Here is a 24,666-nt window from a genome sequence, read left to right on the forward strand (position 1 = left end):
CAGTCATCGCGCCCATCATGCAGATCGTCCAGGTAGTCAGCCCAAACCTGCATCATCTCTTGGCGCTGCAACACGAATTCCGTACGGTTGTAGGCCCGGCCGTTCGCATCGCTCACCTCGTGAGCCAGTTGAAGTTCGATGATGTCCTTGTCGATGCACAGCCTCTCGTGCAGCAGCGTCCGCGCAGTCGCTCGGAACCCGTGCCCTGTTACCGCATCTTCGGAGTAGCCCATACGCCGCAATGCTTTGTTGAGCGTGCTATCCGACATCGGACGACTGCTTGCACCAGTGCCAGGGAACACAAAGCCCCTGCCACCGGTAAGCTGCCACAGACCTTCCAAGATGCACACAGCTTGGCGGGCTAGGGGCACGTAGTGTTCATCGCCATCAATCTTCTCTTGCTTCAAGCGCTTCATGCATTCGGACGGCACAAGCCATTGACCGTTGTCCAGATCGAAGTCGTCCCAGCGTGCGTGGCGAAGCTCACCAGGCCGAAGGAACAGCATGGGCATGAGTTGCAGGGCGGCATATACCGCCGCCGTTCCTTGGTAAGTGCGCGTGGCCCTGATCAGTTCCGCCAATTCCTTGGGATCCGTGATGGCGGCGAAATGAGTGGGGCGATGCTTCTGGAGCAAGTTCTTCAGATCGCGGCAGGGATCCGCTTTGAGCAGCCCCTCGCCGACCCCAAAGCAGAAAACGTTTGATGTGTGCTCCAGCGCACGGTGCGCTGTCTCGATCGTTCCCTTTTTCTGAAGGCGCCGGCAGGCCTCCAGGACATCTGGTGGCTCTATAGAGGCGATCGGCTTGCGGCCAATCTGAGGAAACACATGGATTTCCAGGCGCCGAATAACCCTGTTTCCATGGCTGTCCATCCAATCGGATTTTCGGGTCTCGTACCACCGGCGTGCAACGTCTTCGAAGCTGTTCTTGGGAGCCTCTCCGGTCAGGGCACGACGCTCTTCCTCCAGCCGAGCAAGGATGGCAGTCTTCTTTTCCTGGCGGTCGACACTCGGATTGATGCCCTCCGCCACCAGTTGCTGCAGTTTCAGTGCCTTCGTGCGCGCCAGGGCAAGCGTCACCTTGGGATAGACGCCCAGACTGATCGTTTGGCGCTTCATCTCGAAGGTGTAGTCGAGGCGCCAGGCGTGCCTGCGCCCAGGCACCCTGCTTGCGAGCAGGAACAGCCCACCTCCGTCCGATAGCCGTGCGAGCGGCTTTTTAGGTTTCCATGCTTCGATTGTCAGATCGCTCTTGATCAGTTGAATTGCCATCGTCCTGCCTTGTGCGCGGCCCCAGCGCGCGTTGGTTCATCGATACTGCGGGGAGCTGCAGCGATGACCAAATTGTTCCAAGGCTGACTTCAAAATCGGGCGAGGAGGGCAGGTTAGGGTGGGGTAGATTTTGGACCTCCCTGGACAAGCAGGCCCTGGTGCACCATCACACCAGGGCCTCGGAGCGGCCCGCCCAGGCCAACCACCCGGCGAGCTACCGCAGGCCGGCGGGGAACGCCCATCGCACCTGCGGTGTAGTCGAAGCGAGCCTAGACTGCCGATGCGTGCGACTGCGCGGCACGCCGCTTCGTCACGGGGACGAACTCCGGCAGTTCAGCATGGGTTCGGTAATCAGAGCGCCCTTCGCGCAGGTCGTCCAGATAGTCCGCCCACTTCTGCATCATCGCTTTGCGTGCGTCCAGGAACTCCGCGCGGTTGTACGCGCGGCCGTTCGCATCTTTGACCTCATGCGCGAGTTGCAGCTCAATGATTTCCCTGTCGATCGACAGGGCCTCGCGCAGAAGCGTCCGCGCGGTCGCCCGGAAACCGTGACCCGTGGCGATATCCGAGGTATAGCCCAGCACCCTCAAGGCCGCGTTGAGCGTTCCGTCGGACATGCTTCTTCCGGAGCGCCCTTCTGCGGGAAAAACGAAGTCGGTCTTGCCGGTCAGGTAATACAGTTCCTCGAGGACGGCAACGGCTTGCCGGGGGAGGGGCACGAAGTGAGGCTCACCTCCGTCCTTCTGCACCTTCGTTCGCTTCATGCGCTGTGATGGTACAAACCAGATGGCGTTATCCAGATCGAACTCGTCCCACCGTGCTTTTCGAAACTCCCCTGGTCTCAGGAAAAGCATCGGGGCCAACTGGAGCGCGGATCTTGTCACGAGCGAGCCGCTGTACGCATGGATGGCCTTGAGCAACTCAGCGAGCTCCCGAGGCTTGGTGATTGCTGCGAAATGCTTCACCACCGGTTTTTTGAGCGCGCCGCGCAAATCACGGCAAGGGTCGGTCTTGAGCAGGTGCTCAGCAATGCCGAAGCGAAAAACGTTGGAGCAATGCTCCAGCGCCCGGTGGGCCGTTTCCAACGTGCCCTGCGATTCAACGCGTCGGCAGACCTCAAGGATCTCGGGCGGCTCGATCGAGGCGATCTGCTTCAGCCCGATGTACGGGAACACGTGACGCTCGAGGCGACGAATTACCTTCGAGCCGTACGCGCCCACCCATTCACTTTCACGGGTGGCGTACCAGCGGCGCGCCACGTCCTCGAAGCAGTTCTTGGGCACCTCTCCCTTGAGGACGCGACGCTCGGCGTCGAGCGCTTCCATGAACGCAGCCCTTTGCGCCTTGCGCTGCGCGCTGGGATCGATCCCACGCGCGACCAGCCGTTGGATTTCGCGTGCCTTCTCTCGCGCCAGTTGCAGTTCCACCTTCGGGTAGACACCCAGGCTGAGCGTCACGCGTTTTCTCTCGAAGGTGTAGTCCAGCCGCCATGCGTGTCGCCTGCCGGGGACCCTGGCCGCGAGCAGGAAGAGCCCGCCTCCATCCGACATTCTTTCCAGGGGCCTCGGCTTCCACGCCTCGATCATCCCGTCGTCCTTGATCAATTCAATCGCCATCGTCGTGCCTTCTGCGCGGTTTGCGCGCGTTGGTTTCATAGGCACCGCAGTAACTTTACGCGCTGATACTTCCCTTTTTTGAGTATCAGCGCCAGTTACTGCGGGACGACCGGATTTCGATGGAGTAACTCGGACATCTTTGGACAACAAAAAAGCCCTAACGCACTGCTACGTAAGGGCTTTTGGACATCCTCGGAGTTCCGTGGATATGTATCTGGTGGCCTGGGGCGGAATCGAACCACCGACACAAGGATTTTCAATCCTCTGCTCTACCGACTGAGCTACCGGGCCTGAGCCATAAATTATATATCAGACTGAAGTGGTTTTAGCGGATGCCGGATTTGATCTTCAAACGCCGCGCTTGCCGCGCGTGAGATCCACACCCAATTGCTTTAACTTGCGGTAAAGGTGGGTGCGCTCCAGACCTGTCTTTTCGGCCACACGGGTCATGGAGCCACCTTCTTTGGCCAGGTGAAATTCGAAGTAGGCTTTTTCAAACTCGTCGCGCGCTTCGCGCAGTGGTTTTTCCAGCAGAAAACTCTGCGTTGACTGAGGGCCGAGATCAATGGGCGCGGACAACGCGCCGCCCGTCATGACGGCTTCCACCGTGAGGTCCGCCGAATGCACGGCGGCGCTGTTCAGGGCGGTGGGTTTGCGGATGGCTGTTTTGGTCAGACCCTGCTCCACCGCCTTGAGCAATTTCTGCAGGGTGATGGGTTTTTCCAGAAACGCCATGGCGCCGATTTTGGTGGCCTCTACCGCCGTGTCTATGGTGGCATGGCCGCTCATCATGATGACGGGCATGCTGAGCAGGCCGCTGGAGGACCACTCCTTGAGCAGGGTCACGCCATCGGTGTCGGGCATCCAGATATCCAGCAGCACCAGGTCTGGCCTTATGCGTGCGCGCGCGGCACGGGCTTGCGCGGCGTTTTCAGCGAGTTCGACCTGATGCCCTTCGTCATTGAGAATTTCTGAAAGTAGGTCGCGTATGCCCAGTTCGTCGTCGACCACCAGAATGTTTGCCATGAATTGCTGCCCTGCCAGTTGTTATTCGATGCGAAGTGTTACCAAATGTGTTGTTAAACCACAACTGCAAATGATAACGACACTTGCGCCCCTTGCACGACGCCGTCTGCCACGCGGTTCGAAATATCGATGCGCGCGCCGTGTTCATCCGCAATTTTTTTGACCACGGCCAGCCCCAGGCCCGTGCCCTTGACCTTGGTGGTCACATAGGGCTCAAAGGCGCGCTTGAGGATGTACTCCGGAAAGCCGCTGCCGTTGTCGCGCACGCGCAGGCGCACGCGGCGCGAGGTTTCCGAATAGTCGGTTTTGAGCGTGATGCAGCCGCCCTGCTTGCCTTCCAGTGCATCCTGTGCGTTTTGCAGCAGGTTGTGGATGACCTGGCGCAGCTGCTGCGCATCGCCCTGAACCAGCGGGGCGCTGGCGTCAAGCTCGGTGTAAATCGGCACTACGGCGTTTTCATTGGCGTACAGATGCAGCACATCGTTGATCAGCGCATTGAGGTCAACGGGCTTGAGCTCGGCGGCCGGCAAACGGGCATAGTCGCGAAACTCGTTGACCAGCCGCTTCATGGCGTCAACCTGGTCCACGATGGTTTTGACGGACTTGGTGAGCAGCGCCTGTTCGGTCTCGCCGACCTTGCCGCTGAGTTTCATTTCCAGGCGCTCGGCCGACAGCTGTATGGGGGTGAGCGGGTTTTTGATCTCGTGCGCCAGCCGGCGCGCCACTTCGCCCCAGGCCTGGGCACGCTGGGCCGACACCATTTCAGAGATGTCGTCAAACACCAGCAGGAATTCTTCGGTGCCCGGCATTTTGGCACCGCGCGCAATCAGCGTGATGGCGTTTTCAGGCGCACCGGGCACAGCGGCCTTGAGCTCGAAAGACTGCTGCCAATGCTCCTGCCCGTGCGGCGCGTTGTCGCGCAGGTAGTCGGCAAACTGGGCCAGCACATCCTTGGCAAACGCCTCCAACCCCGGGATGCCCCCTAGCGGCTGGCCGTGGTAGGCCGCCAGCGGCGCGCGCAGGATGCGCGTGGCGCCCGGGTTGCTGGACTGGATGCGGCCCCCCACGTCCAGCACGATCACGCCTGCGGTGAGGTTGTCGAGGATGGTCTGCAAATTGGCGCGGGCGGCATCGACCTGGCTCATGCTCTGCTGCACCGCGGAGCGTGCGTCAGCCAACTGCTGCGTCATGTCGGCAAATGAACGGGTCAGCCCGCCCAGCTCGTCCTTGCCCTGCAGGGCGGCCTTGGGCGTCAGGTCGCCCTGCGCCACCTGCCTGACCCCTTCGGCCAGCACCAGCAGGGGCTTGGCCAGGTGGTTGCCCAGCAGCACCGCCAGCAGCACCGCGCCGAACACGGCCAGGAAAAGGCTGAGCGTGAGTGTGCCTATGTACATTTTTCGCAGCCCGCCGCGCGCCAGCGCCCGCTCCTGGTATTCGCGGTTGGCCTCCTGCACCGCAATGGCATTGGCCACCAGGGTCGCCGGCAGCGCCTCGGTCACCTGCAAGAACCGCGACTCGCCCAGCACCGTCACATTCGGGTTGTTGACCACGGCGATGGCCTTGACGCGCGCCACGGCCGGAGCGCTGCCGCCCGCAGGCGGGCCCGTGCCGGCCCCCACTCCGAGTTCTCCGTTGCCGCCGGGCACGACCTCGTCAAGGCCTTCAATCTGGGTGACGACACGCTGGCTGCGCGCACTGCGCAATTGCTGCACGGAGGGTCGCTCGGGCTTGATCAAAAACCGCGACTCGCCGGCGCTGGCAATCACCTGGCCGGAGGCGCTCCAGAGCACGACATCGCTGGCGGACAGCTGGTCGCGCAGGCGCTCCAGTGCCAGGCCGGCCATGGCATCGGGCGTTTCCGACAGCTGCGTGGCCGCCTGCCGCGTTTTGTTGCCCAGGTCTGCGGCCAGGGTGTCCAGGGTGGCGCGGCCCAGGTTCAGGCCGGCCGCCAGGGCGCCCTCGACCTCCACGTCAAACCAGCTCTCGATGGAACGCGACACGAACTGGTAAGACACCACGTAAATCATCAGGCCGGGCAGCAGGCCCACCAGCGCAAAGATGGCCGCGAGCTTGACCAGCAGGCGGCTGCCAAAACGGCCGCGCCGAAGACGCAGCGCCAGACGCAGCATGATCCAGCCAATGACCAGCAACAGGAGGACGGCCACGGCCACATTCACCGTCAATAGGAACGCGTAATTGCGCTCGTAGAGCTCGCGGTTGCCGGTGGCCAGCGTCAGCAGGAACATCAATACCAGCCCCAGCGCCGCCATGATGCCGACGCCCACGCCCACGGTCCAGCGAAAGGCCTTGCTGCTTCTGATGGTCTGGACGTTGCGCTGAAGGCTCATTTGCTGCCCTCCGCGGCAGCCGGCTCCAGCTTCAGCCGCTCCTTCACCTGCGCGGAAATGGTCCATTCCCGCTGCCCGGCCATGCCGATCTGGAAGGGGCGCGGCAGCTGCGACAGGTCAAGGTGAAAGTTGAAGTCGACTTTGTAGCTCGCGTCGGGGTCCAGCTCGGACGCCTCGGCGATTTTCCAGCGCGCCACGCGCCGTATGGCCGACAGCGCTTCGTCCATGGACTCGTAGTTCTGGTTCAGCGTGGCGCGCAAACCGGCAGAATTGCTGATCAGCCCCGAGGCGATGTTGACGCGCCAGCGGCGGGTCAGGGGCTGGTAGGCCAGGCGCAAGGTGCGGGTCGCACTGGCCACGCGCGGGTCCGTCCAGTACCAGCGGTCGCGGTAGATGTCGGCCTCGACCACAAAAAACATCGGAATGCCCTTGAGCAGGGCATCCTCGACCACCGGCGGCAGATCAAAGCGGACCAGTGCCGACAGATGCACGCCGTCATCGCCCCGCTCCACGCGCAGCTGGCTGACCTCGGTCGCAGCCGCTCCGCTTTGGGCATGGGCCAAAAACGTGCACAGGCAAAAGCCGAGAAGGATGCGCCCCAGCGCGCTAGCGGCTGCTTTTTTCAAGAATTGCGTAATAAAAACCGTCATGCTCACGCAGCAAATTGTCCGGGAAGACTGTGGCCTGAACGCCACTTTGGGGCAGTAAATGCCCCGGCGAGGGCCGTAACAGGGCATCGGTGTGGTGCGCAACAAACGTTTGTATCTGGTTATCACCTTCCGCCCTGAATACCGAGCAGGTGCAGTACAGCAGGCGGCCACCGGGTTTGAGCAGCGGCCACAACGTGTTGAGCAGATGTGCCTGAATGCCGGCCAGCTGCGCAATATCGGTAGGCCGGCGCAGCCAGCGCACGTCGGGATGGCGGCGCACAATGCCCGAAGCGGTACAGGGCGCATCCAGCAGGATGCCGTCGTAGGGCCGACCATCCCACCAGTCTTCGGGCCTGCCGGCGTCGGCCACCGTGATCCCGGCCTGCAGACCGAGGCGCTGCAGGTTTTGCCCAATGCGCTCGCAGCGTCGGGCATCGATGTCCAGCGCGGTCACGTCGCAGTCGGCGAGTTCCAGCAGGTGCGCGGTCTTGCCGCCGGGGGCGGCGCAGGCGTCCAGAATCCTGAGGCGGGCCTTGTCCGCGCTGGCCGCCGTCAGGCCTTCGAGCAGCAGGGGCGCAGCCATCTGGGCGGCCGCGTCCTGCACCGAAAATTGCCCTTCGGCAAAGCCCGGCAGCGCGGCCACGGGGCGCGCAGCGGCCAGAATCACGCCCTGCCTGCCCACCGGAGACGCTTCGATATTGATAGCATCCAGCGCCTGCAGGTACTGGGCTTGAGTCGTTTTCCGTTCATTAACCCGCAAGATCAGCGGGGCCTGCGTATTGTTGGCCTGCAGGATGGCCTGCCAGTGCGCCGGGTGGTCTTTGCGGACCCGGTCTATCCACCACTGCGGGTGGTTCCACACGGCTTGCGGACTTTTTTCGGTCAACGCCACCAGGGCGTCCCGCTCGCGCAGAAAGCGGCGCAGGCAGCCGTTGACAAAGCTGGCCTGGTGCCGTGTCGCTTCGCTGTGCTTGGCGGCTTCGACGGCCTGGTCGACCAGGGTGTGCGGCGTGTACGGCGCATCGTCCTCTGTCCATATAAGGGCCAGCGCCACGCACAGCAGCGCATCGGCTTCGGGCGGCGGCGGGCGTTTGGCCAGCTGCTGGCGCAGGGCCTCGGCACGGCCCAGCCAGCGCAGCACATGAAAGCCCAGGGCCTGGACACCGGGCCGCAGCGCGGCATCGACGTCGTCCAGCGCGGCCGTCATGGACTGGCCGTCGCGCACGGCCATCAATAAGGAAGCAGCCCCCTGAAGCTGGCGCCACAAGGGGACTTGGGTGGGGTGGTCTTGCATCAGTTCCGTCAAGGCTGGCCTCCTGGGGCCAGCGGTAAAAACCATCCGGACGCGGACGGTGCTGGGGTGTATTAGACCAGCCCCGGCACAGTCTCAATCATCCTGGGTCAACTACGCCAGGGTATCGGCCCAGATGTTGCTCGCCCAGTTCAGCGCGTACACCCCTTCGAGCTCGGTCGGCCCGGCGCTGACGCCCCCCGAACCGGCCACCGCCTTGAAGGTCTTTTCAGCCGCCACGTATTCATGCACGCTGGCCACGTGAATCACGTTCTTGTTGTCGACAAAGCTGTAGCAGGTGTTGGTCAGCATGGGCGCGGGGTTCACGGCCCAGCCCGCGAGCTGTGCCACGATCGCCGCCGCCGCCACCTTGCCATGGTTGTTGGCCATGTGGCCGCTCTTGGGCATGGCGGGCGCGACCTGGATGGCGTCGCCCAGCACGTGCACGTCCTTGGCGGCGGTGGATTCAAAGCTCAGGTAGTTGACGCCGCACCAGCGCTGGTTGGCCTGGTTGTTGAGGCCGGCCTGCACGGCGATGGTGCCGGCGCGCATGGCCGGCAAAACGTTGATCACGTTGGCCTTGACGTCGTCCTGCACGTCGAACTTGATGAGGCCGGCCTTGGCATCGACCGCCGTGGCCTTGTGCTGGCTGCGGTACTCCACAATGCCCTTGTAATGCTCTGCCCAGACCTTCTTGAACAGCGGCCCCTTGGAGGTGACATCCGGGTTGGCATCCAGGATCAGCACCTTGCTGCGCGGCTTGGCGGCCTTGAAATAGCCGGCGATGACGGACGCGCGCTCATAGGGGCCAGGCGGGCAGCGATACGGCGCTTCGGGAATGGTGATGGCGTAGACGCCGCCATCGGGCATGGCCTCAAGCTGCTTGCGCAGGGCCACGGTTTCCGCGCCGGCCTTCCAGGCCTGGAGGATCCGGCCGGAGGCATTGGCCTCCTTCAGGCCCTCGACGCTGTCGAACATCAGCTCGACGCCGGGCGAGACCACCAGCTTGTCGTAGGCAATGGTGGCGCCTCCGGCGAGGGTGACGGTTTTCTTCGCGGTATCGACGGCGCTGGCATAGTCCCTGACGACGGTGATGCCGTGGTTTTTGGAGAGGCCTGCGTAAGAAGTGGTGAGATCACCGATCTGCTTGCCGCCGCTGAGCACCAGATTGGAGATGGGGCAGGAAACGAACGCCGCCTGCGGCTCGATCAGCAGCACATCAATTTTGTGGTCGGACAGCAGGCGCACATACTTGGCGGCCGTGGCGCCGCCGTAGCCGCCGCCTATCACCACCACCCTGGCTTTGGAAGGGATGCCGGAGGTGCTGGCACAACCGGCCAGGCCCAGCAGGCCCAGGGCCGCCGTCGATTGCAAAAAGGAGCGGCGCTTGAAGAAAGACGTATTCATGGTGTTCGGTCCTGGCGGGCTTATTTCTTCTGGGCGGCAAAGTAGGCCGCCAGCGACGCTATCTGCGCGTCGCTGAAGCCCTTGCTGATCTGGTGCATCACGGTGGCCGGGCGCGTGCCGGTCTTGAAGGCCGCCATCTGGGCAACGATGTAGTTTTTATCGAGTCCGGCCAGCGAGGTGACGCTGGAGCCTTCGACCACCTTGCCATTGGTGCCATGGCAGTTGGCGCAGCTGGCGGCCAGGCTCTGGGTGTACAGGGCTTGCGGGCCGCCGGCGCTCTGCGGCTTGTCTTGCGCCTGCGCCTGCGGACTGAGCGCAAGGCAGGCCCATGACATCGTGAGGCCGGCAAGGGTTTTAATTTTCATGAGTTCTCCTGACAGTTTCTTCATTCGGCTGGCGATGCAGCCGTCAATTTAACGCGGTGCCCAGGCCCCCCTATAGGGAGTATCCAGTACGTCGACGGGTGCCTTCAACGCCACATCCGAATCATCGCAAGGTGCTGAGCCCAAGCCATGGCCAGCGAGCGGCGGCGCTCAGAAGATGGCATCGACCCGCGTGACAGCCTCATCGCGCCGCGGCGGCAAAGCTGACATCGGCCGGCCATAGATGCGGCGAATGCGTTCGGCCAGCGGCGGATGGCTGGCAAACCAGCGGGTGCCGGCGTCCGCCTCGACCAGCAGCATGTGCTGCACGGCGCAATACCCGTTGCGCGGCATGCTGATGCCCTGCGCCTGCTGGCCCGCCACCTTGCGCAGCACGCCGCCCAGGCCGTCCTTGCTGCGCGTGAACTGCACGGCGCGCGCATCGGCCAGAAACTCGCGTTGCCGCGATACCGCCGCCTTCAGGGCCCGCCCCGCCAGCCAGCCCAAAGAGCCGGTAACCTTGATGGCAAAACCCGGCAGGGCGAGCAAGGAACGGTTGCCGTCGTCATCGCGCTCGCACATGCTGCGGCCCAGGTTGAAGACCATCTCCAGCCCGAACACCATGCCTGCCAGCCGCATGTTCAGCCGGGTATCGCCTTCAAGCAAATGACTGAACTCGTGGGCCACCAGGCCCTGCAGCTCATCGCGGCTCAGGCTGTCGAGCGCGCCCTGCGTGACGGCCACGACGGCATCGTCCTCATCCCAGCCGGTGGCAAAAGCGTTGATGCACTCTTCCCGGTCCAGCACCATGGGCTGGGGCGGCTTCATGCTGGCGGCTATGGCCAGTTCGCTGACGATGTGGCACAGCCTCTGCTCGGCCTCGCGGCTGGCCGGCCAGGCCTCGCGTGCACCGGCCCGGCGCGCCAGCTTTTCACCGCCGCCTTGCAGGGTTGACGTTTCCAGCCACCAGCCGCCCAGCACAAACAGCAGTGTCACGGCGGTGTTGACGCTGAAGAAATAAGCCGGGTAGCCGCTGAAACCGGCCGAGACCAGTCGCCAGCTCAGCGCCAGGGCGGCGTTGACGCCGAGCAGCAGGGCGAGCACCGTCAGGCCGAACAGCAGCAGCAAGCGCAGAGTGTTGGCGCGGGCCGTTTCCTGCCACTCAAAAAAACGCATCGTGCTGGCGCAGTATCGAGAGCGGAGGGATCAGAGCTGAATACGCACCGCCTGGCGCTCGACCGCGCTCTCGGTGGCGCGCAGCATCGCCGACGGCCCAAAGCCAAACAGGCGGGCCATCAGCAAGGCCGGGAATTGTCCCTGCGCGTTGTTGTAGTCCAGCACCGCATCGTTATAGGCCTGGCGCGCAAAGCTGACCTTGTTTTCGGTGCTGGTGAGTTCTTCGCTGAGTTCGCGAATGGTCCGGTCGGCCTTGAGTTCAGGGTAGGCCTCGGCCACCGCAAACAGCCGTCCCAGGCTGCCGTCCAGCGTCTGCTCGGCGGCGGCCAATGCCACCACGGCCTGGCCATTGGCCGGGCGGTGTCGCACGGCATCGCTGGCGCTGCGCGCCTGGTTGCGCGCGGCAATCACGGCTTCCAGCGTGCCCTGTTCATGCTGCAGGTATTTCCTGGCGGCCTCCACCAGGTTGGGGATCAGGTCGTAGCGGCGCTTGAGCTGGACATCGATCTGGCCGAAGGCATTGCCTATGATGTTTTTGAGCCGCACCAGCCGGTTGTAGGCCCCCACCGCCCAGCAGACCAGTACGGCCAACACGACGACAGAGGCAAGGGTATGGAGGGACATGAAGGGTTCCTTGAAGCCAAATACAGCGGACGGGATGCCGGCAGCGCCGCCAGCAATTGCCGCGAGGTTAACTGCTTTTTGGCAAGAGCGGCAAGGCGAGCCCCTGCCAAAATCCATCGCGCTATGATTTAAATAGCATCATGCATCCATCCTGCCTTGGCAACCAGCCATTTTAATCAACCATCCAGGCCCATGATCGCCAGCGGATGCCACGCGGCAAGCGCATATAAAAAAAGCCCCACACCGTTGCCGGTGTGGGGCTTGACGCCTTTCAGGGCCTCAGACGCTGATCAGATTACTCCGTGGCAGCGCTGTCGCCTTCGGTTTCGGCTGGCGCGGAAACGGCTTCCAGCTCAGCGGCTTCCGCCTCGGCAATGGCGCGGCGCTCGGCGTCATCCATCAGGTCCTTGGCTTTGCGCGCTTCGTGATAAGCCATGCCGGTACCGGCAGGAATCAGGCGACCCACGATCACGTTCTCTTTCAGGCCGCGCAGCTCGTCGCGCTTGCCCATGATGGCCGCTTCGGTGAGCACGCGGGTGGTTTCCTGGAAGGAAGCCGCGGAGATGAAGGAGTCGGTCGACAGCGAAGCCTTGGTGATACCCAGCAACAGGTTGCTGAAGGTCGCCGGGACCTTGCCTTCCTTGCGCAGTGCGTCGTTGGTGTCCAGAATGACCGAACGCTCGACCTGCTCACCAGCGATGTAGCTGGACTCACCGACGTTTTCAACGACCACGCGGCGCAGCATCTGGCGAACAATCACTTCGATGTGCTTGTCGTTGATCTTCACGCCCTGCAGACGGTAAACGTCCTGCACCTCGTCGACGATGTAGCGGGCCAGTTCCTCCATGCCCAGCAGACGCAGAATGTCTTGCGGATCGGCCGGGCCGTCCACAATCGATTCGCCCTTGTTCACCACCTGGCCTTCGTGCACCAGGATGTTCTTCTCTTTGGGCACGAGGTCTTCCCAGACCTTGCCCTCGGGATCGGTGATCTGCAGGCGGACCTTGCCCTTGGTCTCCTTACCAAACGACACGGTACCGGTCATCTCGGCCAGCGTGCCCTTGTCCTTCGGCGTACGGGCCTCGAACAGCTCGGCCACACGTGGCAGACCGCCGGTAATGTCGCGGGTCTTCTGACCTTCGACCGGGATACGGGCCAGCACCTCGCCGGGACCCACATCCTGGCCGTCACGCACCTGAACCAGCGCGCCGACCTGGAAGCCGATCGTCACCGAGTGATCGGTGCCGGGGATCTTGACCTCGTTGCCGCTCGCATCGATCAGCTTGACCTGAGGCCGGATGACCTTGGTCGAACCACGGCGCTTCGGATCGATCACCACCAGCGTGGAAAGACCCGTCACATCGTCAACCTGCTTGGCCACCGTGACGCCTTCTTCCACATTCTCGAACAGCACCTTGCCGGCGAATTCGGTAATGATGGGGCGGGTCAGCGGATCCCAGTTGGCCAGAATCGCGCCAGCCTTGATGGCCTGGTCGGCCTTGACCGTCAGGGTCGCGCCGTACGGCACCTTGTGACGCTCACGCTCGCGGCCATGTTCGTCCTGAATGATGATCTCGCCGGAGCGGGCAATCACCACCAGCTCGCCCTTGGTGTTGGTCACATAACGCATCGGTGCGTTAAAGCTGATCACACCGCTGGACTTGGCTTCGACGCTGGAGGCAATCGCAGCACGCGACGCGGCACCACCGATGTGGAAGGTACGCATGGTCAGCTGCGTGCCGGGCTCACCGATCGACTGGGCGGCAATGATACCGACCGCTTCGCCGATGTTGATCAGGCCACCGCGACCCAGGTCACGGCCATAGCACTTGGCGCACAGGCCAAAGCGGGTTTCGCAGGTGAGGGCCGTGCGCACCTTGACTTCGTCCACGCCGGCCGCTTCGAGCTCCTCGATCAGGTCTTCGTCCAGCATGACGCCGGCCTTGGCCAGAACCGAGCGGTTCTCGGGGTGCAGGATGTCTTCCACCGTCGTGCGGCCAAGGATACGGTCGCGCAGGGATTCGATCACTTCACCGCCCTCGACGATGGCGCGCATCAGCGAGCCGTCTTGCGTGCCGCAGTCCTCTTCGGTGACTACCAGATCCTGAACCACGTCGCACAGGCGCCGGGTCAGGTAACCGGAGTTGGCGGTTTTCAGCGCGGTATCAGCCAGACCCTTACGGGCACCGTGGGTGGAGATGAAGTACTCCAGCACGTTCAGGCCTTCGCGGAAGTTCGCGGTAATCGGCGTCTCAATGATGGAGCCGTCAGGCTTGGCCATCAGACCCCGCATACCGGCCACCTGGCGGATCTGCGCGGCAGAACCACGGGCACCCGAGTCGGCCATCATGTAGATGGAGTTGAAGGACTCCTGCTCGACTTCCTTGCCGTGGCGGTCGACGACTTTTTCTTTCGAAAGCTGGGCCATCATCACCTTGGAGACTTCGTCGCCCGACTTGCCCCAGATGTCCACCACCTTGTTGTAGCGCTCACCAGCCGTCACCAGACCGGAGACATACTGCTGCTCGATCTCTTTGACCTCCTTCTGGGCGTGGGCAATGATGCTGGGCTTCTGCTTGGGCACCAGCATGTCATCGATGCAGATGGAGATGCCGGCGCGCGTGGCCAGGCGGAAGCCCGACTGCAGCAGCTTGTCGGCAAACACCACCGTCTCTTTCAAGCCGCACTTGCGGAAAGACACGTTGATGAGCTTGGAGATTTCCTTCTTCTTCAACGCCTTGTTGATGTTGGAGAAAGGCAGACCCTTGGGCAGGATCTCGGACAGCAGTGCACGGCCGCCGGTGGTTTCCCACAGCTTGGTCGAAGGTACGAACTCGCCGGTTTCCTTGTTCCTGGTCCATTCGGTCAAACGCACGCTGATACGGGCATTCAGGTCGAGTTGACCCGCATCAAATGCACGGCGGACTTCGCCGGTGTCGGAGAACACCAGGCCTTCGCCCTTGCCGTTGGTACGGTCGCGGGTCGTGTAATACAGCCCCAGCACCACGTCCTGGGAAGGAACGATGGACGGCTCGCCGTTGGCAGGGAACAGGATGTTGTTCGACGCCAGCATCAGGGTACGGGCTTCCATCTGCGCTTCCACAGACAAGGGCACGTGAACCGCCATCTGGTCACCGTCAAAGTCGGCATTGAAAGCCGAGCAGACGAGCGGGTGCAGCTGGATGGCCTTGCCTTCGATCAGGATGGGCTCAAAGGCCTGGATACCGAGGCGGTGCAGCGTAGGCGCACGGTTCAGCATCACGGGGTGCTCTTTGATGACCTCTTCCAGAATGTCCCACACCACTGGCGTGCCGGATTCGACTTCCTTCTTCGCCGCCTTGATGGTGGTGGCAATGCCGCGCACTTCGAGCTGGGCAAAGATGAAGGGCTTGAACAATTCCAGCGCCATCAGCTTGGGCAAACCGCACTGGTGCAGCTTGAGCGTCGGGCCCACGGTAATCACGGAGCGACCGGAATAGTCGACGCGCTTGCCCAGCAAGTTCTGGCGGAAACGACCGGACTTACCCTTGATCATGTCGGCCAGCGACTTCAGTGCGCGCTTGTTGGCGCCCGTCATGGCCTTGCCGCGGCGGCCGTTGTCGAGCAGCGAGTCCACCGCTTCCTGCAGCATGCGCTTTTCATTGCGGGCAATGATCTCGGGCGCCTTGAGTTCCAGCAAACGGCGCAGGCGGCTGTTGCGGTTGATGACGCGGCGATACAGGTCGTTCAGGTCGGAGGTCGCAAAGCGGCCACCGTCCAGCGGCACCAGCGGACGCAGGTCCGGCGGCAGCACGGGCAGCACATCCAGCACCATCCACTCGGGCTTGATGCCGGACTTCTTGAACGCTTCCATCAATTTCAAACGCTTGGCGTTCTTCTTGATCTTGATTTCGGAACCGGTCAGGTCGTTGCGCAACTTGTCGATCTCGATGTCGAGGTCCAGGCCTTCCAGAAGATCCTTGATGCCTTCGGCGCCCATCTTGGCGGTGTACTCGTCACCGTATTCCTTGCGCTTGGCATCGTAGTCGTCTTCCGACATGATGCTGAACTTCTTCAGCGGGGTCATGCCGGGGTCGGTCACCACGTAGGCTTCGAAGTACAGCACGCGCTCGATGTCGCGCAGCGTCATGTCGAGCACCAGGCCCAGACGCGAAGGCAGCGACTTCAGGAACCAGATGTGGGCGCAGGGAGCGGCCAGGTCGATGTGACCCATGCGTTCGCGGCGAACCTTGGTCTGCGTGACTTCAACGCCGCACTTTTCGCAGATGACGCCGCGGTGCTTGAGGCGCTTGTACTTGCCGCACAGGCACTCGTAGTCCTTGATGGGGCCAAAGATCTTGGCGCAGAACAGACCGTCGCGCTCAGGCTTGAAGGTGCGGTAGTTGATGGTTTCAGGCTTTTTGACTTCGCCGAAAGACCACGAACGGATCTTCTCGGGCGAGGCCATGCCGATCTTGATGGCATCGAAATGCTCATCCGGCGTGAATTGCTTGAACAGGTCGAGTAATGATTTCATGAGTTAAATCCTTTTCTTTCCTGCTTTAATTAGCTGCGTTCCAGCTCGATATCGATACCGAGCGAACGAATTTCCTTGACCAGCACGTTGAACGATTCCGGCATGCCCGCCGTGATCGCATGCTCACCCTTGACAATGCTTTCGTACACCTTGGTACGGCCTTGCACGTCATCGGACTTGACGGTGAGCATTTCCTGCAGCGTGTAGGCGGCGCCATAAGCTTCCAGCGCCCAGACCTCCATCTCACCGAAACGCTGTCCACCGAACTGGGCCTTGCCGCCCAATGGCTGCTGCGTGACCAGCGAGTAAGGACCGGTCGAGCGGGCGTGCATCTTGTCGTCCACCAGGTGGTGCAGCTTCAGGAAGTGCATGTAACCGACCGTCGTGGTCCGTTCAAACGCGTCACCCGTGCGCCCGTCGTACAGCTGTGCCTGGGTCCGCGTCGCGGTCAGGCCCTTGGCCTTGGCAAGATCGTCGGGGTAGGCCAGTTGCAGCATGGTCATGATGTCTTCTTCCGAAGCGCCATCAAAAACCGGCGTGGCAAAAGGAACGCCGGCCGTCAGGTTGCGAGCCATCTCGATGACCTGGTCGTCAGCCAGGGAAGAAAGCTCCTCGGCACGGCCCGTCTTGTTGTAAAGCTCTTCCATGAACTTGCGCAGTTCGGCCACTTTGGCCTCCGCCTGCAGCATGTTGCCAATGCGATGGCCCAAGCCCTTGGCGGCCCAGCCCAAATGCACTTCAAGCACCTGGCCCACGTTCATCCGCGAAGGCACGCCCAGCGGATTCAGCACGATGTCGCAAGGCGTACCGTCGGCCATGTGCGGCATGTCTTCGACAGGCACGATCTTGGAAACCACACCCTTGTTACCGTGGCGGCCGGCCATCTTGTCACCGGGCTGCAGACGGCGCTTGACAGCCAGGTAAACCTTGACCATCTTGAGCACGCCCGCTGGCAGCTCATCGCCTTGCGTCAGCTTCTTGCGCTTTTCTTCAAAAGCCAGGTCGAAGCTGTGACGCGTCTGCTCCATGGCATTCTTGATGCTTTCCAGCTGCGAAGCCACTTCGTCGTCGGCGGGACGAATGTCGAACCAGTTGTATTTTTCAACGTCGGCCAGGTAGGCCTTGTCGATCGTCGTGCCTTTGGCCAGCTTCTTCGGACCGCCGTTGGCGACCTTGCCGTTGAGGAGTTTCTCGATACGGTCGAACGCATCGGCTTCCACAATCCGCAGCTGGTCGTTGAGGTCCAGACGGAAGCGCTTGAGTTCGTCGTCAATGATCTGCTGGGCGCGCTTGTCGCGCGTGATGCCTTCACGGGTGAAGACCTGCACGTCAATGACGGTGCCCTGCGAGCCCTGGCTCACGCGCAGCGAGGTGTCTTTCACATCGCTGGCCTTTTCGCCGAAGATGGCACGCAGCAGTTTTTCTTCCGGCGTCAGCGTGGTCTCGCCCTTGGGCGTGACCTTGCCGACCAGCGTGTCGCCCGGCTGGACTTCAGCGCCGACATAAATAATGCCGGACTCGTCGAGGCGGTTGAGCTGCTGCTCGGACAGGTTGGGAATGTCGCGCGTGATTTCTTCGGAACCGAGCTTGGTGTCACGGGCCATCACCACGAGTTCTTCGATGTGAATCGAGGTGTAGCGGTCTTCAGCCACTACGCGCTCGGAAATCAGGATCGAATCCTCGAAGTTGTAGCCGTTCCATGGCATGAAGCCGATCAGCATGTTCTGGCCGATGGCGATTTCGCCGAGGTCGGTGGATGCGCCGTCAGCGACCACGTCACCCTTGGCCAGCTTGTCGCCGCGTTTGACGATGGGACGCTGATGGATGTTGGTGTTCTGGTTGGAACGCTGGTACTTGATCAGGTTGTAGATGTCCACACCCACTTCACCCGCCAAAGCTTCCGCATCATTGACGCGCACCACGATACGGGTCGCATCCACATAGTCCACCACACCGCCACGGGTTGCCGTCACCACGGTGCCCGAGTCCACGGCGGCAACGCGCTCGATGCCGGTACCCACCAATGGTTTTTCAGGGCGCAGCACAGGCACAGCCTGACGCGACATGTTGGCGCCCATCAGTGCGCGGTTGGCGTCATCGTGCTCAAGGAAGGGCACGAGCGAAGCTGCGACCGACACGATCTGGGCCGGCGACACGTCCATGTACTGAACACGCTCGGCGCCGACCAGAATCGACTCACCCTTTTCACGGGCGGACACGAGGTCACCCGTCAGGGCGCCTTCCTTGTCCAGAGCCGCATTGGCCTGGGCAATGACGTACTTGCCTTCTTCAATCGCAGACAGGTAATCAATCTGATCGGTCACCTTGCCAGCCACCACGCGGCGGTATGGCGTTTCGATAAAGCCATACTCGTTCAGGCGCGCATAGAGTGCCAGCGAGTTGATCAGGCCGATGTTCGGGCCTTCAGGCGTTTCGATCGGGCAAACGCGACCGTAGTGGGTCACGTGCACGTCACGAACTTCAAAGCCGGCACGCTCGCGGGTCAAACCACCAGGGCCAAGGGCCGAAACACGGCGCTTGTGGGTGATTTCCGCCAGCGGATTGGTCTGGTCCATGAACTGCGACAGCTGCGACGCGCCGAAGAATTCCTTCAATGCGGCAGAAATCGGCTTGCTGTTGATCAGGTCGTGCGGCATCAGCGGCTCTTGCTCGGCCTGGCCCAGACGCTCTTTGACGGCCTTTTCAATACGCGCCAAACCGGTACGGTACTGGTTTTCGGCGAGTTCGCCAACACAACGCACGCGGCGGTTGCCGAGGTGGTCAATGTCATCGACTTCGCCATTGCCGTTGCGCAGGTCGACCAGGATCTTGACGACGGCGAGGATGTCCTCGTTGGTCATGACCATGGGGCCGGTGGATTCATCGCGACCCACACGGGCGTTGAACTTCATGCGGCCGACCTTGGACAGATCGTAGGTATCCGAGTTGTAGAACAGGCGCTGGAACAAGGCCTGGACGGCGTCTTCCGTGGGCGGCTCGCCGGGGCGCATCATGCGGTAGATCGCCACCCGTGCGGCAAACTCGTCAGCCGTTTCATCGGTGCGCAGGGTCTGCGAAATATAGGCACCCTGGTCGAGCTCATTGGTGTACAGCACCTGCAGGTCCTGCACACCCGCCACGCGCAGTTTCTTGAGCAGCAACTCGGTCAACTCATCATTGGCCTTGGCAATGATTTCACCCGTATCGGCGTCGACGATGTTCTTGGCGACCACTCGGCCGATCAGGAAATCTTCGGGCACGCTGATGGTGGTGGTGCCGCTTTGCTCGAGTTCACGGGTGTGGCGAACGGTGATGCGCTTGTCTTTGGCGACAACCACCTTGCCGGTCTTGTCGGTGATGTCAAAACGGGCAACTTCACCGCGCATGCGCTCGGCGACGAATTCCATCTGCGCGCCACTGTCCATCAGGCGGAAGTTGTCGAACACAAAGAAGTTGGCGAGGATGGATTCCGGCGTCAGGCCAATCGCCTTGAGCAGAATCGTCACGGGCATCTTGCGGCGACGGTCGACACGGAAATACAGCACGTCTTTCGGGTCGAACTCGAAATCGAGCCAGGAGCCACGGTAAGGAATGATGCGGGCCGAGAACAGCAGTTTGCCCGAGCTGTGGGTCTTGCCCTTGTCGTGCTCAAAGAACACGCCCGGCGAGCGGTGCAACTGGGACACGATCACGCGCTCGGTACCGTTGATCACGAACGAGCCCTTGTCGGTCATGAGCGGCACTTCGCCCATGTAAACCTCTTGCTCCTTGACTTCCTTGACGACCTTGGACTGCGAGGTCGATGACTCGCGGTCATAGATGATCAATTGCACTTTGGCACGCACGGCCGAAGCGAAGGTCAGGCCGCGGGTCTGGCATTCGCGCACGTCGAATGCCGGTTTGGCCAGGTTGTACTCGATGAATTTCATCTCGACAAAACCGTTGTGCGAGACGATGGGGAAGGCGTTCTCAAACGCTGCCTGCAGACCTTCGATGGCGCGCTTCTGGGGCGCACGGTCGGCTTGCAAAAACGCGGTGTACGCGTCTTTTTGCATTTGCAACAAATAGGGAACAGTCAACACGCTTTCGCGGTTGCCGAAGCTTTTGCGGATGCGTTTGCGTTCGGTGAAGGAATAGGCCATGAGTTCTCCGCGTTGATGGGCTCTGGCGACTCTCGTGCCCAAATACACCACGTATTCAGGCAGCTTGGTGGTTGGCCACTACCAACCATGGCGGACGGTGACGCATTGCATGTCACCCGAACCAAGGCGTTTTCTGCAGTCGGTATTCAGAAAACACTGGAAAAAAGACTGTTTCAATCCTTTTTCCAGTGCCTCTACGAACACTGAAACAGGCGATGACCTGTTTCAGTGCTCCCGGAACACCGAAAAACCGGCCTGTCGGCGGGCTTTTCGTGGTGCTCCTTGAAGCACGAAAGGCTGGAAGCCCGACAAGGTCTTCCAGCCTTTGCAAACAGCAAGGATTACTTGAGTTCGACTTTCGCGCCAGCTTCTTCGAGCTTTTTCTTGGCAGCTTCTGCGTCGGCCTTGGGAGCGGCTTCCTTGACGTTCTTCGGTGCGCCGTCAACCAGGTCCTTGGCTTCTTTGAGGCCCAGACCGGTGATTTCGCGAACAGCCTTGATGACCGACACCTTGTTGGCGCCAGCTTCGAGCAGCACGACGTTGAAGTCGGTCTTCTCTTCAGCAGCAGCAGCACCGGCACCGGCGCCAGCAGCAGCAGGAGCGGCCATGGCAGCAGCGCTCACACCAAATTTCTCTTCGATGGCTTTCACCAGATCGTTGAGTTCGAGGACCGTCATGCTGTCAAGCGCGGTCAAAAATGCGTCTTTATCGAATGCCATTTTGATTTCCTAAAAAGTTGGGTACAAATTACGCCGCTGCGGCTTCTGCAACAGGCTCTGCGACTGAAGCGCCTTCGCCTTTTTTCGCTGCCAGTGCGCCGAGCACAACGGCCGTACGCGACATGGGCGACATCAGCAAGCCACACACCTGGGCCAGCAACACTTCCTTGGAAGGAATGTTGGCCAGTTGCTTCACGCCGTTCACGTCCAGGGCTTTACCGCCGAATGCGCCGCCACGAATCACCAGCTTGTCGTTGGTTTTCGCGAAATCAGCCACTACTTTTGCAGCAGCTACAGCATCGATGGAAAAGCCGTAGATCAGCGGACCGGTCATCTGGCCGGACACGACGTCAAATGCGCTACCTGCCACGGCACGGCGAGCCAGGGTGTTCTTCAGAACACTCAGGTTCACGCCTTTGTCGCGGGCTTGGCTGCGCAGCTTGGTCATGTCAGCGACCGTAATGCCACGGTATTCCGCCATCACGAGCGTTTGAGCTTTAGCGGCGAGGCCGGTCACTTCATCAATGACGGCTTGTTTCTCACTGCGATTGAGACTCAAGGTCTACTCCTTAAAAATGTGTTGTGGGGCTTGGGCTTGCGCCTTCACCCTTCTACACGCTCATATTCAGCGACCAACTGTTTCAGATTCTTTTCAAAACCATCTGCAGCGGGACCGCCATCTGCGTTGGCTGTCTTTCGATTAAGTACTTGCCTGAGGTATTTCATTCAGACAGATACGCCAACGGTCTTGGATGACCTGCCGGAGAGAACCCCGGCAGCCCACCACATTGAACAACCCTTGCGGGTCATTCAAATTCTTGCGATTACGCTGCGATGGTTTGCGTGTCGACGCGAACGCCCACACCCATCGTCGACGAAACCGCGACTTTCTTCAAATACACACCCTTGCTGGAAGCAGGCTTTGCCTTGTTCAGCGCGTCGATCAATGCAGCCAGGTTGCCTTGCAGCTTGGCGGTATCGAACGAACGAAGACCGATGGTGCCGTGCACGATGCCAGCCTTGTCAACGCGGAACTGGACCTGGCCAGCTTTTGCATTCTTGACAGCCGTCGCGACGTCTGGCGTGACCGTGCCAACCTTGGGGTTAGGCATCAAACCACGCGGACCCAGAACCTGGCCCAGCGTACCCACGATGCGCATGGCATCAGGGGAGGCAATCACCACGTCGAAATCCATCTTGCCGGCTTTGATTTCGGCAGCCAGATCATCCATACCCACGATGTCAGCACCGGCAGCCTTGGCTTCTTCAGCCTTGGCACCCTGGGCGAACACGGCAACGCGCTTGGTTTTACCCGTACCGTTGGGCAGAACAACAGCACCGCGAACCACCTGGTCGGATTTCTTGGCATCCACACCGAGCTGCACAGCCACGTCGATGGACTCATCGAACTTGGCAACGGCAAACTCTTTGACGAGGCCCAACGCGTCAGGCAGGGCGTACAGCTTGTTGCTGTCGATCTTGTCGCCGATGGCTTTTTGGCGTTTGGTCAGCTTGCTCATACAACACCCTCCACCGTCACGCCCATGGAACGGGCGGAACCGGCAATAGTACGAACGGCAGCGTCGAGATCGGCAGCCGTCATGTCTTTCATCTTGGTCTTGGCGATTTCTTCCAGCTGAGCGCGGGTAATCTTGCCAACCTTGGCGGTGTGCGGCGTCGCAGAGCCCTTGTCGAGCTTGATGGCCTTCTTGATCAGCGTGACAGCCGGAGGCGTCTTGATGATGAAGGTAAAGCTCTTGTCTGCGTAAGCGGTGATCACCACTGGCAGCGGCAGGCCTGGCTCAACACCCTGGGTCTGGGCATTGAATGCCTTGCAGAATTCCATGATGTTCAGGCCGCGCTGACCCAGCGCCGGACCGATAGGGGGGGACGGGTTGGCCTTGCCAGCTGGCACTTGCAGCTTGACGAAGCCGACGATTTTTTTCGCCATACTTTTCTCCTTGCGGGTCATAACGCCTGAACACTGTTGAAAACAGATCCAGGCTCCCCGGGGTTACACAACTCAATCGTGATTCAGAAGAACCATCCGCGCCGAGTTGCAAGGCGCGAAATTTCAAATTTCCGTCAGGTCTTTTCGATCTGGCTGAATTCCAGCTCGACGGGTGTTGCGCGGCCAAAAATCGTGACCGACACACGCACCTTGTTCTTGTCGTAGTTGACCTCTTCCACCGTGCCATTGAAGTCGGTAAAAGGACCATCCTTGACGCGGACATACTCGCCCGTTTCAAATTCGACCTTGTGGCGCGGCTTCTCGGTACCGACCTGCATCTGGCTCACGATTTTCTGGACATCTTCCTCGGAAATCGGAGCCGGGCGGTTTTTGGCGCCCCCCACAAAGCCGGTGACCTTGTTGGTGTGCTTCACCAGGTGCCAGGTTTCGTCGTCCATGACCATCTCGACCAGCACATAGCCCGGGAAGAAGCGGCGCTCCGTCGTTTTCTTCTGGCCGTTCTTGATCTCGACCACTTCCTCAGTCGGCACCAGGAAGCGGCCGAACTTGGCCTGCATGCCAGCGCGGTTGATGCGCTCAACAATATTGCGCTCGACCGCTTTTTCCATGCCGGAATAGGCATGCACGACATACCACTGCATGCCGGGGGTTGGCGTCAGGGACGTGCCCACCGCCACTTCGGTGACTACCGTGCCGTTCAGATCGCTCATTATCGTTTCCATCCCAGGATCAGGTCGTAAAACACCCACTCGAGTGTCTTGTCTGTAAACCACAAAAACAACGCCATCACCACCACAAAGCCAAACACGTAAGCCGTCATTTGCATGGCCTCTTTGCGGGCAGGCCAGACGACCTTCTTGACCTCACGCCAGGAGTCACGCCCAAAGGCCAGAAACTGCCGACCCAACTCCGAAGACATGAAAACGACAACCGCCGCGGCCAGCCCCACAATCAGGGCTCCCCATTGGGCGGCTTGGCCCTGCTTGGCCAGCAGGTAAAAACTCACCAGCGAAGCCAGCACCAAAACGACAGCCAAGCCCAGCTTGGCCTTGTCGGCGTTGGTGCTAACGGTTTCAACTTGAGAAGAGGCCATGGTTGCCGGATTTCCTGTTCAATCTTCGCGCGCCCCTGCAGACGCTTAAGCCCACCTGAAGTTTTTTGACTCCTGGCGGGCTTGCTTGTTATCTTTTCAAGCCACTGACGGCTTCAACATCTATGAATCAGCCGGGTGGCAGGGGCAGTAGGAATCGAACCTACAACCTTCGGTTTTGGAGACCGACGCTCTGCCAATTGAGCTATACCCCTGTATCAAACCTCTTATTGCTTACGCGAGGATCTTGGCCACAACGCCAGCGCCCACGGTACGGCCGCCTTCGCGGATGGCGAAGCGCAGGCCTTCTTCCATGGCGATCGGGTTGATCAGCTTGACGGTGATCGACACGTTGTCGCCAGGCATGACCATTTCCTTGCCTTCTGGCAACTCGATCGCACCGGTCACGTCCGTCGTGCGGAAGTAGAACTGGGGACGGTAGTTGTTGAAGAAAGG

19 protein-coding genes and 2 tRNA genes are annotated in these 24,666 nt (G+C 61.1%); all 21 read right to left on the reverse strand.

Annotated elements, in window-relative coordinates:
- The coding region (locus PJE01S_RS22865; protein WP_068836029.1) for a tyrosine-type recombinase/integrase at nt 1-1,271 on the reverse strand (1,271 nt) is incomplete at its 3' end.
- Nucleotides 1,272-1,540: 269 nt separating this feature from the next.
- Complete coding sequence (locus PJE01S_RS22870; protein WP_084389720.1) at nt 1,541-2,887, reverse strand: tyrosine-type recombinase/integrase; 1,347 nt, start codon at nt 2,885-2,887, stop codon at nt 1,541-1,543.
- Between the two features lie 215 nt (nt 2,888-3,102).
- Nucleotides 3,103-3,178, reverse strand: a tRNA-Phe gene (locus tag PJE01S_RS22875).
- Nucleotides 3,179-3,235: 57 nt separating this feature from the next.
- The gene (locus PJE01S_RS22880) at nt 3,236-3,913 is read right to left on the reverse strand and encodes a response regulator (protein WP_068836030.1); all 678 of its coding nucleotides are present in this window, start codon (nt 3,911-3,913) and stop codon (nt 3,236-3,238) included.
- A gap of 53 nt (nt 3,914-3,966) precedes the next feature.
- Complete coding sequence (locus tag PJE01S_RS22885) at nt 3,967-6,261, reverse strand: sensor histidine kinase (RefSeq protein ID WP_068836031.1); 2,295 nt, start codon at nt 6,259-6,261, stop codon at nt 3,967-3,969.
- Nucleotides 6,258-6,911: a DUF4390 domain-containing protein gene (locus PJE01S_RS22890; protein ID WP_068836032.1), complete on the reverse strand. Its 654-nt coding sequence runs from the start codon at nt 6,909-6,911 to the stop codon at nt 6,258-6,260. Before PJE01S_RS22890 ends, PJE01S_RS22885 begins: the two co-directional genes overlap by 4 nt.
- A complete protein-coding gene (gene rsmB, locus PJE01S_RS22895) occupies nt 6,868-8,205 on the reverse strand; it encodes a 16S rRNA (cytosine(967)-C(5))-methyltransferase RsmB (RefSeq protein WP_068836044.1) in 1,338 nt (445 codons plus the stop codon). Before rsmB ends, PJE01S_RS22890 begins: the two co-directional genes overlap by 44 nt.
- A gap of 111 nt (nt 8,206-8,316) precedes the next feature.
- Nucleotides 8,317-9,609: an NAD(P)/FAD-dependent oxidoreductase gene (locus PJE01S_RS22900; protein ID WP_068836033.1), complete on the reverse strand. Its 1,293-nt coding sequence runs from the start codon at nt 9,607-9,609 to the stop codon at nt 8,317-8,319.
- 20 nt (nt 9,610-9,629) lie between these two features.
- On the reverse strand, nt 9,630-9,974 hold the full coding sequence (locus PJE01S_RS22905; protein ID WP_068836034.1) for a c-type cytochrome: 345 nt from the start codon (nt 9,972-9,974) through the stop codon (nt 9,630-9,632).
- Nucleotides 9,975-10,142: 168 nt separating this feature from the next.
- Nucleotides 10,143-11,147, reverse strand: coding sequence for a M48 family metalloprotease (locus tag PJE01S_RS22910; protein ID WP_068836035.1), 1,005 nt, complete (start codon nt 11,145-11,147; stop codon nt 10,143-10,145).
- Nucleotides 11,148-11,177: 30 nt separating this feature from the next.
- Nucleotides 11,178-11,771, reverse strand: a complete 594-nt coding sequence (locus PJE01S_RS22915; protein WP_068836036.1) for a LemA family protein — start codon at nt 11,769-11,771, stop codon at nt 11,178-11,180.
- A 295-nt stretch (nt 11,772-12,066) separates the two neighbouring features.
- Nucleotides 12,067-16,287, reverse strand: coding sequence for a DNA-directed RNA polymerase subunit beta' (gene rpoC, locus PJE01S_RS22920; protein WP_068836037.1), 4,221 nt, complete (start codon nt 16,285-16,287; stop codon nt 12,067-12,069).
- A 29-nt stretch (nt 16,288-16,316) separates the two neighbouring features.
- Nucleotides 16,317-20,429 carry a DNA-directed RNA polymerase subunit beta gene (gene rpoB, locus PJE01S_RS22925; protein WP_068836038.1) on the reverse strand — a complete coding sequence of 1,371 codons (4,113 nt, stop codon included), beginning with the start codon at nt 20,427-20,429 and terminating at the stop codon, nt 16,317-16,319.
- A gap of 341 nt (nt 20,430-20,770) precedes the next feature.
- Nucleotides 20,771-21,148, reverse strand: a complete 378-nt coding sequence (gene rplL / locus PJE01S_RS22930) for a 50S ribosomal protein L7/L12 (RefSeq protein WP_068836039.1) — start codon at nt 21,146-21,148, stop codon at nt 20,771-20,773.
- Between the two features lie 28 nt (nt 21,149-21,176).
- Entirely contained in the window at nt 21,177-21,707 is a 531-nt protein-coding gene (gene rplJ, locus PJE01S_RS22935) for a 50S ribosomal protein L10 (protein WP_068836040.1), read from the reverse strand.
- Between the two features lie 265 nt (nt 21,708-21,972).
- Nucleotides 21,973-22,668: a 50S ribosomal protein L1 gene (gene rplA / locus PJE01S_RS22940; RefSeq protein ID WP_068836041.1), complete on the reverse strand. Its 696-nt coding sequence runs from the start codon at nt 22,666-22,668 to the stop codon at nt 21,973-21,975.
- Complete coding sequence (rplK, locus tag PJE01S_RS22945; protein WP_011485322.1) at nt 22,665-23,099, reverse strand: 50S ribosomal protein L11; 435 nt, start codon at nt 23,097-23,099, stop codon at nt 22,665-22,667. Before rplK ends, rplA begins: the two co-directional genes overlap by 4 nt.
- Nucleotides 23,100-23,233: 134 nt before the next feature.
- Nucleotides 23,234-23,761: a transcription termination/antitermination protein NusG gene (gene nusG / locus PJE01S_RS22950; RefSeq protein ID WP_245660946.1), complete on the reverse strand. Its 528-nt coding sequence runs from the start codon at nt 23,759-23,761 to the stop codon at nt 23,234-23,236.
- A gap of 68 nt (nt 23,762-23,829) precedes the next feature.
- Entirely contained in the window at nt 23,830-24,213 is a 384-nt protein-coding gene (gene secE / locus PJE01S_RS22955) for a preprotein translocase subunit SecE (protein WP_068836043.1), read from the reverse strand.
- Between the two features lie 136 nt (nt 24,214-24,349).
- Nucleotides 24,350-24,425, reverse strand: a tRNA-Trp gene (locus tag PJE01S_RS22960).
- Nucleotides 24,426-24,444: 19 nt separating this feature from the next.
- The coding region (locus tag PJE01S_RS22965; RefSeq protein WP_479687613.1) for an EF-Tu C-terminal domain-related protein at nt 24,445-24,666 on the reverse strand (222 nt) is incomplete at its 5' end.

Origin of the sequence: Polaromonas jejuensis NBRC 106434, from assembly GCF_001598235.1 — a bacterium.
GTDB classification, from domain to species: Bacteria; Pseudomonadota; Gammaproteobacteria; order Burkholderiales; family Burkholderiaceae_C; genus Polaromonas; species Polaromonas jejuensis.